Consider the following 13012-nt stretch of genomic DNA (forward strand, 5'->3'; position numbering starts at 1 on the left):
GAGAGCCGACACATGCCCGCACCCCGCACCGGAACCATCCGCACCGGACCACCCCGCACCGGATCGCGCACCGGCCCCGCACTGATCCCCCGTCCGGCCCAACTCGCCGTCGCGTCAGGTGAGTTCGTACTCGACGGCAGTACCGGCATCCGCGCCACCCGCGGAGCCGGACCGGCCGCCGCGCTCCTGCGGGCCCATCTCGCCCCGGCCACCGGCCTGCCGCTGCCCCTCGTGCCAGACGGCCGCGTCGTCCTCGCCCTCGACCCCCAGCTCACCGGGCTCGGGGCGGAGGGCTACGGACTCACCGTCGGGACCGACGCGGTGCTGCTGCGCGCCGGCAGCCCCGCGGGGCTGCTTCACGGCATCCAGACCTTGCGCCAACTGCTGCCCCCCGCCGTCCTGTCGGGCACTCCCGCCCGCGGCGCCCACTGGTCCCTGCCCTGTGTGCAGATCACCGACGTGCCGCGCTTCCCCTGGCGCGGAGCGATGCTCGACGTGGCCCGCCACTTCCTGCCCGTGGCGTTCCTCCGGCGCTTCGTCGACCTGCTGGCGCTGCACAAGCTCAACGTGCTGCATCTGCATCTCACCGACGACCAGGGCTGGCGGATGCCCGTCGCCGCGTACCCGAGGCTCACAGAAGTGGGCGGTCTGCCCCACGGCGGCGCCTACACCCGGGCGGAGCTCGCCGCCCTCGTCGCCCACGCCGCCGACCGCGGCGTCACCGTCGTGCCCGAGATCGAGATGCCGGGCCACGTCCGCGCCGCGCTCGCCGCCTACCCGCACCTGGGCAACCGGCCGGACCGCCGGCTGGACGTGTGGCGGCAGTGGGGCGTCTGCGAAACCGTCCTCGGTGTGCACGACGAGGTCCTCGACTTCTGCCGCACCGTCCTGGACGAGGTCATCGACGTCTTCCCTTCCCGGTACGTCCACATCGGCGGCGAGGAGTGCCCCATCACCGAGTGGCACGCCTCACCCGCGGCGCGACTGCGCGCCGAACAGGAGGGCATAGGCGGCCCCGAGGCGCTGCACGGCTGGTTCATGGGGCGGATCGGCGCCCATCTGCGCGAGCGGGGGCGGCAGCCGCTCGGCTGGACGGAGACCGGTCTCGATCTGCCGTCCTCGTTCACCGCCATGATGTGGCGCGACGAGGCCCACGCTCTGGCCGCCGCCCGCCGCAGCCAGCAGGTGATCATGGCCCCCTACCGCTCCACGTACCTCGACTACCCGCAGTCGGCCGACGCCGGCGAACCGCCCGGCCAGCCCGGCGCGGTCGTCGATCTGCGGGCCGTGTACGCGACGGAGCCGGCCCCCGCCCACTGGGAGGCGGAGGCCGCGGGCCATGTGCTCGGCACCCAGGCCCAGTTGTGGACCGAGTACGTGACCACGGCCGAGCACGCCGAGTACCTCGCCTTCCCCCGGCTGTGCGCCCTCGCCGACACCGCCTGGAGCGGCGGCGGCGACTGGACGGGATTCAGCGCACGGCTGCACCACCACAGAGCCCGGCTCGGAGCCCTCGGCATCCCGGGCCGACCCCCCACGACCACCCCTTCCGAGAGGAAAACCAGGTGACCAGCACCAGCATGAGCACAACAGCGCGTACAGGCCGGACCCGTACCCGCCCCGGCATCCGGGCACGTGCCGCACTGGCCGCCGCCGTGGTGGCCGGTCTCGGCTGCGCCACCCTGTCCGCCCTGCCGGCCGCGGCCGCCGACACCTCGGTGAGGGTCCAGTACCGCCAGAGCTCGAGCGGCAGCGACCAGGCGGAGCCGTGGTTCAAGGTCGTCAACTCCGGCAGCGCCACGCTCTCCCTGAGCGAGGTCCGCATCCGCTACTACTTCAAGGCCGACGCCGGGGCCTCCTACACCTTCGCCTGCTCATGGGCGGTACGGGGCTGCGCGAACATCACCGGCACGTTCGGCACGCTCGCCGCCCCCACCGCCGACGCGGACCGCTACCTGGAGATCGGTTTCCGGGCGGGCGCGGGCAGCCTGGCGCCGGGCGCTGACACCGGTGACATGCAACTGCGCTTCCACCGCTCCGACTGGCGCCCCCTGAACCAGAACGACGACTACTCCTTCGGTCCCGGCCGGACCTCGTACGGCGACTGGACCAAGGTCACCGCGAGCGTCGGCGGCCCGACGGTGTGGGGCACCGCCCCCGCCGGCAACGACCCCACCGACCCGCCGGGCCCCACCGACCCGCCGGCGGACGGTCCTGCTCTCTTCGACGACTTCGACTACACCTCGCACACCGATCCCGCCATCGGCGCCCACGGCTGGAACGTCCGCTCCAACGCGGGCGGCCCCGGCGTGCCCGGGGCGACCTGGGCGCCCGAGAACGTCACCTTCGCCAAGGAGGGGACCAACTCGATCATGAACCTGGAGACCTCCACCGCGGGCAGCGGTGCGACCACCGAGCACACCGAGATCCTCACCAAGGACATGAAGTTCAAGAACGGCACCTACGCGGCCCGGGTGCACTTCTCCGACGCCCCACGGTCCGGCCCGGACGGCGACCACCTCGTCCAGACGTTCTTCACCATCAACGACCTCAAGGCCCCGATGGCGGACGACTACGCCGAGTACGACTTCGAGTATCTGCCCAACGGCGGCTGGGGCGAGCCCGCCAACATCCTGTACACCACCTCGTGGGAGACCTACCGACCCGACCCGTGGGAGGCCGTCAACCAGCACTCCGAGGTCCGGGCGAGCTACGCCGGGTGGCACGACCTCGTCCTGACCATCGACGACAGCAGCATCGTCTACTACGTGGACGGCCAGGAGTTCGGCCGGCACGACGCGCGCTACCTCCCCGAGCGCACGATGAGCATCAACTTCAACCAGTGGCTGATCGACCTGGCGGGCCAGGGCAGCACCACGCCCCGCTCCTACGACCAGAAGGTCGACTACCTGCTCCACGTCAAGGACCAGGTCCTCACCCCCGCGCAGGCCGCCGCGAAGGTCGCCGCGTACCGGTCGGCGGGGGTCGGCTTCGAGGACACCGTTCCGGCCACGGGGTGAAGATTTCGTGAGGGGCGGGTGCGGTTCCCGCACCCGCCCCTCCCGCTGCCCGGCGCGTTCCCGGACTTGACCGGACCTTTGGTACAGACCAAAATCCAGCCACAACCCGTGCGAGCGTCGCTCGCTTCCCCCACGTCGGGTCGATCCTCCGTGCCACACAGAAGGTGACCTACGTGAAGAACCGCTCGCTCGCCCTGTCCGCCGCGCTCGTGTGCGCCGTCACGCTCGTCGGCTGCGGGCTGGTCCCCGGCGGTTCACCCAAGAGCACCGTGGACATATGGCTCATGAAGGACAGCGTCTCCGACGAGTTCCTCGAGCGTTTCACCACCGAGTACGAGAAACAGCACCCGTCCGTCGACCTGAAGGTGACCTTCCAGGAGTGGACCGGCATCGGCAAGAAGGTCATGGCGGCGCTGGAGAGCGACGACGCCCCCGAGGTCATCGAGGTCGGCAACACCCAGGTCGCCCAGTACGCGGAGAGCGACGCGCTGCGCGACCTGACCCTCGAATCGGTCCGTGACCTCGGCAGCGAGGACTGGCTGCCCGGTCTCGCGGAACCGGGCAGCATCAACGGCTCCCAGTACGGCATCCCGTGGTACGCGGCCAACCGGGTCGTCATCTACAACAAGGACCTCTTCGCCCGGGCGGGCATCACCGAGCCGCCCAAGGACCGTGCCGAGTGGCTGGAGATCTCCGAGAAACTGGACGGCCCCGGCCGGCAGGGCATCTACCTCTCGGGCCAGGACTGGTACACCCTCGCGGGCTTCGTCTGGGAAGAGGGCGGGCAACTGGCCGTCGAGCAGGGCGGGAGCTGGGAAGGCGCCCTGCACTCCGAGGCGGCTCTGCGCGGCATGGACTTCTACAAGCGGCTCCAGTCGCACGGGAACGGGCCGAAGGACGCCGACGAGGTGACGCCGCCCCAGACGGACGTCTTCGCCAAGGGCGACGTCGCGCAGATCATCGCCGTGCCGAGCGCGGCGCCCCTCATAGAGAAGGCCAATCCGGCGCTGAAGGGGAAGCTGGGCTTCTTCCCCGTACCGGGCAAGACGTCCGAGGCCCCCGGCGCGGTCTTCATCGGCGGTTCCGACCTGATCGTGCCCGAGAACGCGCGGGAGAGATCCGCCGGCGTCGAGGTGGTGAAGGCGCTCGCGAGCGAGGAATGGCAGACCGAGCTCGCCCTCACGATGAACTACGTGCCCAACAAGACCACGCTCGCCGGTGTCATCGAGGGCAGGGAGGGCACGGCCGCGATGGCCGCCGGCGCCGCGAAGGGCAGGGCCACTCCCAACTCGCCGCAATGGGCCGCCGTCGAGGCCGACAACCCCATCAAGCCGTACATGACGGCCGTCCTCCAGGGGCAGGACCCGGCGCGCGCGGCGCGAGCGGCGTCGGACAGGATCACGGCGGCGCTGCTGCCCTGACGGGACGGGCGGATCCGAGGTCGCGCGTCCACAGCAGCGGTCGACGGCACCCGGATCCACCGGGACTTGGATCGACGGCAGCGGTCGACAGCACCCGGACCGACGGGCGCGTCGGCCCGTGCCGGGGGAGCGGCGGCATCCGCTCCGCCGCGCATTGCCCGGCATTCAGCGTCCTCACATCCGCTCTCCGCCGGGCGGTCATGTCGAATCCAGCCGGCCACGGAAGAAACAAGGAGCCGGGCCGCCGCACCAGCGGTCCGCCCCCTCCGTCCGGCACAGGAGACCGCCATGCCCGCATCGCCGCTCGTCGTCCCCGCTCCGCTGCCCGCACAGCCGACCGCTCCCTTGCCGCCCCAGCACGAGCAACCCCGGTACGTCGTCTCACTCGCCCGCGACCAGGAGGAGGTGCGTGCCGCGCAGCGCCTGCGCCACCAGGTGTTCGCCGGGGAGATGGGAGCCAGGCTCGACGGACCCGAGCCCGGTCTGGACTCCGACGCCTTCGACGCCTACTGCGACCACCTGCTCGTGCGCGAGGCGGACACCGGTGAGGTGGTCGGCACCTACCGGCTCCTGCCGCCCGATCGAGCCCGTGTCGCCGGCCGCCTCTACTCCGAGGGCGAGTTCGACCTCACCCGTCTCGACCCGATCCGCGACGACCTCGTCGAGGTCGGTCGCTCCTGCGTCCACCCCCTGCACCGCAACGGCGCCGTGATCGCTCTCATCTGGGCCGGTCTCGCCCGCTACATGACCCGCACCGGCCACAACTGGCTCGCGGGCTGCTGCTCGATCCCCCTCGCCGACGGCGGCGTCCTCGCCGCGGGGACCTGGGACACCGTGCGGGCCAAGAACCTGGCGCCCGAGGAACACTGGGTCACCCCGCACAAGCTGTGGAACGCGGAGGGCGTCGCACGCCCCGCCGGCCGCACCGAGCTGCCGCCGCTGCTGCGCGGCTACCTCAGGCTCGGCGCGTGGGTGTGCGGGGCGCCCGCCCACGACCCCGACTTCAACGTCGCCGACCTCTACGTCCTGCTGTCGCTGCGCCGCACCGACCCGCGGTACCTGCGGCACTTCCTCTCCCTCGCCCCCGTGCGATGAGCGCCTGGCTGCCCTGCGCGCCCTGCACACCCGAGGGCTGCGCGACCCACCACGGGCCCGTCGCCGGGCCACTCAAGGCCCTCGCCCGGCTGCTGGCGGGCCTGGCGACCGTGGGCTCCGGCCTGCTGCTCGCCCCCGTCGCGGCCCTCCTCGGCGTCCTCCTCGGCGCGGCGTTCCGCCACCGGCTGACCCGTCTCTGGTCGCGCGCCGTGCTGCGGGCGTTCGGCGTGCGGGTACGCGTCGTCGGGCTGCCGCACGACCTGCGGGCCTCGCTGGTCGTCGCCAACCACATCTCATGGCTGGACATCCCTCTGGTCGCCTCGGTCCTGCCGGGACGGATGGTCGCCAAGAGCGAGGTCCGCTCATGGCCGGTCCTCGGGCCGCTCGCCGCCCGCGGCGGCACCTTCTTCCTGGAACGGGACCGGTTGCGCGCGCTGCCCGCCGCCGTGGCGTCGATGGCGGGCGCACTGCGCGGCGGGGCCCGGGTCGTCGTCTTCCCCGAGGGCTCCACCTGGTGCGGGCGGGGCCGGGGACGGTTCCGGCCCGCCGCGTTCCAGGCCGCGCTCGACGCGGGCGCCGCCGTCCAGCCCGTTCGCGTCACCTACTCGCCCACCGGGGCGGCGGCGTTCGTCGGTGACGATCCGCTGCTCGCGTCCCTGTGGCGGGTCGCGGCGGCCGAGGGGCTCAGCGCGGAGGTCCGGCTGCTGCCGCCGATCCTCCCGGGGAGCCACCCCGACCGCCGCTCACTGGCGCTGGCCGCTCAGCTCGCCGTCGCGAGCGACAGCGCGAACCTGCCCTCCCCGTCCGTCCACCAGTGCGTCATATCCATTCCCGCACCCGCGAGTTCGGTCCGCACACCGTCCTGACGGAACTTCGCGGACACCTCCGTCCGCAGTTCCTCCCCCTCCTCGAAGGGCACCACCAGATCCAGCTCGGGAATCTTCACCGTGAGGGCGGAGCGGGCCCGCAGTCTCATCTCGATCCACTCGTTGTCGCGGTCCCAGCGCGCCACATGGTCGAAGTCGCCGGGATCCACGTCCGCTCCGAGCTCCCGCGCCAGCACCGCGAGGACGTTCTTGTTGAACTCGGCGGTGACGCCCGCGGCGTCGTCGTAGGCGCGCACGAGCACCGACTCGTCCTTCACCAGGTCCGTGCCCAGCAGCAGGAAGTCGCCGGGGTTCAGCATGGCCCGCACGGACCGCAGGAAGAGCGCCCGATCGCCCGGCAGGAGGTTGCCGATCGTCCCGCCGAGGAACGCGACCAGCCGGGGCCCCGGCGTCACGGGCAGCTCCGGCCCGCGAGTGAAGTCGGCGATCAGGGCGTGCACGTTCAGGTCCGGATGGTCGGCCAGCAGGGCCTGCGCCGCACCCTTCAGTGCGCTCTCGCTGACGTCCACGGGCACGTAACTGTGCAGCGAGGGCAGGGCGTCCAGCAGGAACCGGGTCTTCTCGGACGAGCCGGACCCGAGCTCCACGAGCGTGCGCGCCCCGGTCGCCGCGGCGATCTCCGGCGCCCGTTCGGCGAGGATCTCCCGTTCGGCGCGGGTGGGGTAGTACTCGGGAAGCCGGGTGATCTCCTCGAACAGTTCGCTGCCGCGGGTGTCGTAGAACCACTTCGGAGGCAGTGTCTTGGGCGTACGGGTCAGTCCGTGCAGCACATCGGCCCGGAGCGCGGCGTTGGTCGCGTCCTCGGGCAGGGTGCGGGTCAGCAGGAACGGGCTCACTGGGTCGGCTCCTTGAGCTCGGTCAGCAGGACGTCGGCGCGGGTCGCGGTGAGCAGCGTCCGGTCCGGCACCTCCTGCCACAGCGGATCGTCGTCGTACGGTTCCGAGGCCACGACCGTGCGCCGGCCGGGCTCGGTGAGGTACCAGAGGGTGTCGCCCCAGGCGGTCGCGGCGATCATCGTGCCGTCCGTCAGGAGCAGGTTCAGCCGGGACCCGGGCGCGGCCGCGGCCGTGTCCCGGACGGTGTCGGCGAGTGCCTGGGCGGGCGAGTCGCCCGCGCGCAGCCGGCGCAGCGCCAGCGCCCACAGCAGCGCCGAGTCGTTGCGCGCCTCCATCGACAGCAGTTCCTCCGCCGGCAGCGCGGCGGAGAGCGGGCCCATCGAGGCCGGCCAGCCGCGCACCGCCCCGTTGTGGCTGAACAGCCACGGCCCGGAGGCGAACGGCGCCGCCGCGGCCTCGCCGTCCGCGCCGGGTGCGGTGGCGTCCCGTACGGCGGCGAGCACCGCGTGGCTGCGCACCACCCGCGCCAGGTCGGTGAAGGACAGGTCCGCCCAGATCGGCCCCGCGCGCCGGTACCTGGCCGGAACCGGGTCGCCGTCCGCGTACCAGCCGACCCCGAAGCCGTCCGCGTTGACCGTGCCGTAGCGCTGCCGGCGCGGCGCCCACGACTGGCGGAACAGGCCGTGCCCGGGCTCGACGAGCAGGGTGGCGAGCGCCTCCGGCCGCCCGACAAAGGCGATATGACGGCACATCAGCGAAGACCCCCGTCCGGTCCGGCGGGCTGCCGCGCGTCCCGGGCGGTACGGAAGCCGGAGAAGATCTGGCGGCGCACCGGCAGGTCCCAGTTGCGGAACGTGCCCCGGCAGGCCACCGGGTCGACGGCGAACGAACCACCGCGCAGCACCTTGTGCTCGCTCCCGAAGAACACCTCCGAGTATTCGCGGTAGGGGAACGCGACGAACCCCGGGTAGGGCAGGAAGTCGCTCGACGTCCACTCCCACACGTCGCCGATGAGCTGCCGTACGCCCAGCGGCGATTCTCCCTGCGGATAGCTGCCCGCAGGGGCGGGCCGCAGATGGCGCTGGCCGAGGTTGGCGTGCGCCTCCGTCGGGTCCGCGTCGCCCCACGGGTAGCGACGGGCCCGGCCGGTCTGCGGATCGTGCCGGGCGGCCTTCTCCCACTCGGCCTCGGTCGGCAGCCGCCGGCCGGCCCAGCGCGCGTAGGCGTCCGCCTCGTACCAACTCACGTGCAGCACCGGCTCGTCGGGCGGGACCTCCTCGGTGACGCCGAACCGGCGGCGCAGCCATGTCCCGCCCTCGCGGCGCCAGAACAGCGGCGCGCCGATGTCGTGCTGCCGGATCTGGTCCCAGCCCTCAGCCGCCCACCAGCGGCGCTCCTGGTAGCCGCCGTCCTCGATGAACGCCTGGTACTCGCCGCAGGTCACCGGGGTGGTGTCGATGTGGAACGCGGGCACGACACGCCGGTGGGCGGGCCGTTCGTTGTCGAGCGCCCACGGCTCGGTGGACGTCCCCATCGTGAACGCCCCGCCGGGCACCAGTACTTCCCGCGGCAGCGGACCGATGGCATGGGCGGGCGGCTCCGGCGCGGCCAGGGCGGGCGGCCCCTTCCGCAGCTGATGGGTGATCAGCATCGTCTCGTCGTGCTGCTGCTCATGCTGGGCGATCATCCCGAAGGCGAAGCCGGCGTCGACGAGCGGACCGCCCTCGAACGCGGTGCGCTCCAGGATGTCCAGCACCCGGCCGCGCACGTCGGCGGCGTACACCCGTGCCTCCGCGGGTGCCAGCAGCGGCAAGGAGGGACGGGCCGCCCGGGGATGTTCGAACGCGTCGTAGAGGGAGTCGATCTCGGGCCGCAGCGCCTCGCCCTTGCCGACCTGGCGCAGCAGCCACTGCTCCTCCTGGTTGCCGATATGGGCCAGGTCCCACACCAGCGGCGACATCAACGGCGAGTGCTGGGCGGTCAGGTCACGGTCGTCGACGCAGGATGTGAGAGCGGCGGTGCGGTCACGGGCACGGGTCAGCGCATCGAGTGCCAGACTCCGCAGCTGGTCGGTCATGTGCCGGGCTCCTTCACCACGGAGGCGATCAGGTCGTCGGCGGGGCACCGGCCCCGCAGTACATGGCGTTCGTTGAAAAGGGCCACCTCGTCGAGCACGGTCGTCGACGCGCCGAGGCGTACCAGCGCCTCCAGGGCCGCGCCGAAGCACGCCACGGCGGCGCTCCGCAGCTCCTCGTCCGCCGGCCCGTGCCGCGCCGCCGCCGTCCACAGCGCGTTGCGCGGCGCGACGCCGGCGCCCATGGACTCCGCCAGCGGCTTGAGGGAGCGGTACACGGTCTCCGCCGCCTCGGGATCGTCGAAGAGCGCGGCGGTCACCGCGAGCGGCACCATCCAGCCGTTCTCGCCGGGCTGCGCGTCGATCATGCGCAACTCCAGGTGCCCGCGCGGCCGCACGGGCGGGAACAGCGTCGTGAGGTGGTAGCGGAGGTCCTCCTGCGTCGCCGGACGCGGTCCGCCGGAGCGCAGCCAGCCCCGGAAGGTCAGGCCCTCGGGGAGCGGCCACGCCCCGTCCGGCATCCGTACGCACATGACGGGTGCGTCCAGCGCGTGCGCGGCCCACGCCGCCCGCGGCTCCGCCTCCAGGGGAGGTGCCATCGGGCGCACGGGATCCAGCACGTTCCACACCGCCTGCCGCGTGGAGCGCCAGCCCGTAGGACGCCCGGCCAGCATGGGCGAGTTGGCGAAGGCCGCCAGCAGGACCGCGCCCAGCAGATGGGCGAGCCGCCAGCGGCGGCCGTGCCCGAGCGGACCCGGCTCCTCCTCACCGGTGTCGAGCGACACCTGGACGGAGGCCGTGCTGCACATCATCGAGCGGCCGTAGGGGCCGGAGCGGTCCAGGCATCTCTCCATCGCGTCGTAGCGCGGTTCATGGAGGATCCGGCGGGGCGGGTGCCAGGGATCGAGTCCCATGCCGTTCAGAGTGAGGCCTGCCGGACGGAGGGCCGTTCGTACGGCGTCCAGATCGGCGGCTGTGGAGTCGATGCACTCCATCAGGGAGGCGGCGGGGCGCGAGCTGAGTTCCAGCTGGCCGCCGGGCTCGAAGGTGAGTACGGAGGTCAGGGGCAGGGCGCGTATGTCGTCGAAGGCGCTCCTGAGGCGGTCGGGTGCCACGGGTTTCCCGGGCTGCTCCCGGTCATGGACCAGCCATTCCACCTCCACGCCCAGGGTGCGGGGCGGACCTGTCTTGAAGCAGATACATCGGAGCAGGTCCTCGGCCTCGTCCTCGGACATCGGACGGCTGAAGTCGCCCGTTCCCGCTCGGTGCATGATCGGCTCCTCCTGTCGAAGGGACTTCTGTCAACCTAAGGCCACCGCTGCGGGTCCGCACAAGAGTGCCCCTGAGGAGCGAAAATGTGTTTGCCGCCGTCACCTGGGGTTCCCGATGATGTCGGGCATGAGTGCACGACTACGGGGAATCGCCAAGCAGACCGAGGAGATCGTCGGGGCCGGGGGGTACCGCCTTCCTGACGGACGCGAGGTACGGATCGGTCAGCAGCTCGCCACCGCACTGGCGGGCACACGGATGTACGGACCGGAGCCCCTGGCCGTCTCACCGGACAGGGACCGGATCACCCGCTTCGAGGTCACGGGCGAGAGCAGCACCGAGGCCGCCCGGCGGCTCACCGGCGCCGGGGAGGGGCCGGTCGCCGTCCTGAATTTCGCCTCCGCCCGTAATCCCGGCGGCGGTTACCTCAACGGCGCGCAGGCCCAGGAGGAAGCTCTGTGCCGGGCGTCCGCCCTGTACGCCACGCTGCTGCGCGTGCCCGAGTTCTACGAGCACCACCGGTCGGAACGCAGCGTCTTCTACACCGACCGGGTGATTCTCTCGCCCGGTGTGCCGGTCTTCCGCGACGACCGGGGGCGGCTGCTGGAGCAGCCGTTCACGGTCGGCTTCCTCACCTCTCCCGCACCCAACGCGGGAGTCGTCGCACTCCGCACACCGGGCGAGGTCCACCGCATCCCCGCCGCGCTCGCGTCACGGGCGGAACGGGTCCTGGAGACCGCGGTGACCGGCGGCTACCGCCGTCTCGTGCTCGGCGCCTGGGGCTGCGGCGTCTTCCGCAACGACCCCGCAGCCGTCGCCGGCGCCTTCCACGCCCTGCTGACCGGGGGCGGCCGGTTCGCCGGCCACTTCGAGGAGATCGTCTTCGCCGTGCTCGACCGGGCAGGCACCTCGCCGACGCTCGCCGCGTTCCGACGTGCCTTCGCCGACCGGACCGGCGCCGCCGGGGCTCAGCTCCAGCCGTAGCGCTCCCGCAGCCGCCGCACCACACGGTCGAACCGCGCCCGGTCCAGCGCGGACGCCTCACGGCGCATCCCCGTCTCGTGCACCCGCAGCACCCGGTCCAGATCCACCCACGACTCGCGTCCGGCGCCGTCCCACGGCCCCACACCGATCGGCACCCACTCCCGGTCGTGGTCGTGGCGCCTGCTGGACAGCTGGACGGCCAGCAGCGTGCCGGCCGCCTCCCTGGCCACGACCAGGACCGGCCGGTCCTTGCCGCGGCCGTCGTTCTCCTCGAACGGCACCCACGTCCAGACGATCTCGCCCGGATCCGGATCGCCGTCCCGGTCCGGCGCGTACGAGGTGCGGACCGGCCCGGCGCGGAGGGGATCGGCCTCGGTGGTGGCGGCCGGGCCGCTGCTGCCGGGCGAATGGACAAAGACGTCGGAGCGCGTGGAGCCGTGCGGTCCCCGCGGGCCGGGCGAAGGGGCGGTGGAATGCGTCATCCGGTCACGGTAGTGCCCACCGGGCGACATGCGGGCGCGGCGGTGGGTGTCTAGCGTCGCCTGCATGAACACACAACCGCAGCGCTTCGGGATCATCGTGGTCCCCGAACATGTCGAAGGGCACGATCCCGCCACGCTCCCCGAGGATGTCATCCGCTCCGCCGTCGTGGACTACACGGGAGAGCTGGGCGCGTCGGGCTTCCCGCGTTACGTCGGCGACGGCGTCGAGGTCGACATCGACCCGGAGACCCGCGCGGTCGAGGCCCTGCTGGTGGACGGCGCGGAACTGTCGCTGGGACTGGTGGCGCGGGTGGTGGACGCGGGGGAGGCGTAGCGCCGCCCTTCGAGCATGCGCTCCCGCCCCGCACCGACGGCCGCGCCGGTGCGCGAAACGCGAACGGCCGGGGTCCGGCCCGAGGAATCGGGCCGGACCCCGGCCGGACGTGTGCGGGGATCTGCGCACGGGAACGGTCAGGCGGTTGCCTGGCCACCCTCGGCGGCGCTCTTCTGGGCGGCCTCGTCGATCGACTTGCGGACCGCGTCCATGTCCAGCGCGCGCGCCTGGCCGATGACGTCCTCGAGGGACGACTCGGGCAGCGCACCGGGCTGGGCGAAGACCGCGACGTTCTCGCGCACGATCATCAGAGTCGGGATCGAACGGATCTCGAAGGCAGCCGCGAGCTCCTGCTGCGCCTCGGTGTCGACCTTCGCGAACACCAGATCGGGGTGACGCTCCGACGCGCCCTCGAAGACCGGCGCGAACTGGCGGCAAGGACCACACCAGGAAGCCCAGAAGTCGATCAGGACAAAGTCGTTGTCGGTGACGACCTGATCGAAGTTTTCCTTGGTGAGCTCAACGGTGCTCATGACGTGCTACCTCTTCCTGAGGTCCGGGGGACTCGCCCCGCACAACGGTGCCCGGGGCCGTGCTATTCCTGCCCCTG

General features: G+C 72.4%; 13 protein-coding genes. 7 read left to right on the forward strand and 6 right to left on the reverse strand.

Going from position 1 to position 13012, the window contains the following annotated elements:
- The first annotated feature begins 12 nt into the window (after positions 1–12).
- The 5 genes from ACTMTU_RS04880 to ACTMTU_RS04900 all read left to right on the forward strand — a co-directional run bounded on the left by ACTMTU_RS04880 (position 13) and on the right by ACTMTU_RS04900 (position 6402).
- Complete coding sequence (locus ACTMTU_RS04880) at positions 13–1569, forward strand: beta-N-acetylhexosaminidase (RefSeq protein WP_441262194.1); 1557 nt, start codon at positions 13–15, stop codon at positions 1567–1569.
- Between the two features lie 11 nt (positions 1570–1580).
- A complete protein-coding gene (locus tag ACTMTU_RS04885) occupies positions 1581–3020 on the forward strand; it encodes a cellulose binding domain-containing protein (protein ID WP_441262591.1) in 1440 nt (479 codons plus the stop codon).
- A 173-nt stretch (positions 3021–3193) separates the two neighbouring features.
- Positions 3194–4441 (forward strand): extracellular solute-binding protein, encoded by a 1248-nt coding sequence (locus ACTMTU_RS04890; RefSeq protein ID WP_441262195.1) that lies wholly within the window; start codon positions 3194–3196, stop codon positions 4439–4441.
- A 288-nt stretch (positions 4442–4729) separates the two neighbouring features.
- On the forward strand, positions 4730–5536 hold the full coding sequence (locus ACTMTU_RS04895; protein WP_441262196.1) for a GNAT family N-acetyltransferase: 807 nt from the start codon (positions 4730–4732) through the stop codon (positions 5534–5536).
- Complete coding sequence (locus ACTMTU_RS04900) at positions 5533–6402, forward strand: lysophospholipid acyltransferase family protein (protein ID WP_441262197.1); 870 nt, start codon at positions 5533–5535, stop codon at positions 6400–6402. The genes ACTMTU_RS04895 and ACTMTU_RS04900 overlap by 4 nt, the downstream gene beginning before the upstream one ends.
- Here ACTMTU_RS04900 and egtD read toward each other — a convergent pair.
- From egtD to egtA, 4 genes are read right to left on the reverse strand one after another with little or no spacing between them, the layout of a single operon-like run.
- A complete protein-coding gene (egtD, locus tag ACTMTU_RS04905; protein ID WP_441262198.1) occupies positions 6297–7259 on the reverse strand; it encodes an L-histidine N(alpha)-methyltransferase in 963 nt (320 codons plus the stop codon). The two genes, ACTMTU_RS04900 and egtD, sit on opposite strands and share 106 nt — an antisense overlap.
- Positions 7256–8011, reverse strand: a complete 756-nt coding sequence (egtC, locus tag ACTMTU_RS04910; protein ID WP_441262199.1) for an ergothioneine biosynthesis protein EgtC — start codon at positions 8009–8011, stop codon at positions 7256–7258. Before egtC ends, egtD begins: the two co-directional genes overlap by 4 nt.
- Positions 8011–9336 carry an ergothioneine biosynthesis protein EgtB gene (gene egtB / locus ACTMTU_RS04915; protein WP_441262200.1) on the reverse strand — a complete coding sequence of 442 codons (1326 nt, stop codon included), beginning with the start codon at positions 9334–9336 and terminating at the stop codon, positions 8011–8013. The genes egtC and egtB overlap by 1 nt, the downstream gene beginning before the upstream one ends.
- The gene (gene egtA, locus ACTMTU_RS04920; RefSeq protein WP_441262201.1) at positions 9333–10604 is read right to left on the reverse strand and encodes an ergothioneine biosynthesis glutamate--cysteine ligase EgtA; all 1272 of its coding nucleotides are present in this window, start codon (positions 10602–10604) and stop codon (positions 9333–9335) included. Before egtA ends, egtB begins: the two co-directional genes overlap by 4 nt.
- Positions 10605–10731: 127 nt before the next feature.
- Here egtA and ACTMTU_RS04925 point away from each other — a divergent pair, with 127 nt between their 5' ends.
- Complete coding sequence (locus ACTMTU_RS04925; protein WP_441262202.1) at positions 10732–11586, forward strand: TIGR02452 family protein; 855 nt, start codon at positions 10732–10734, stop codon at positions 11584–11586.
- On the opposite strand, the gene ACTMTU_RS04930 is transcribed toward ACTMTU_RS04925, so the two are convergent.
- Positions 11571–12068 (reverse strand): type II toxin-antitoxin system PemK/MazF family toxin, encoded by a 498-nt coding sequence (locus tag ACTMTU_RS04930; RefSeq protein ID WP_441262203.1) that lies wholly within the window; start codon positions 12066–12068, stop codon positions 11571–11573. The two genes, ACTMTU_RS04925 and ACTMTU_RS04930, sit on opposite strands and share 16 nt — an antisense overlap.
- Before the next feature lie 64 nt (positions 12069–12132).
- Here ACTMTU_RS04930 and ACTMTU_RS04935 point away from each other — a divergent pair, with 64 nt between their 5' ends.
- Positions 12133–12402, forward strand: a complete 270-nt coding sequence (locus tag ACTMTU_RS04935) for a hypothetical protein (protein ID WP_441262204.1) — start codon at positions 12133–12135, stop codon at positions 12400–12402.
- A 137-nt stretch (positions 12403–12539) separates the two neighbouring features.
- Here ACTMTU_RS04935 and trxA read toward each other — a convergent pair whose 3' ends face one another.
- Positions 12540–12935, reverse strand: a complete 396-nt coding sequence (gene trxA / locus ACTMTU_RS04940; protein WP_441262205.1) for a thioredoxin — start codon at positions 12933–12935, stop codon at positions 12540–12542.
- Positions 12936–13012: the final 77 nt, after the last annotated feature.

This window comes from Streptomyces sp. OZ13, from assembly GCF_052068155.1.
In the GTDB taxonomy this organism is placed as follows: domain Bacteria; phylum Actinomycetota; class Actinomycetes; order Streptomycetales; family Streptomycetaceae; genus Streptomyces.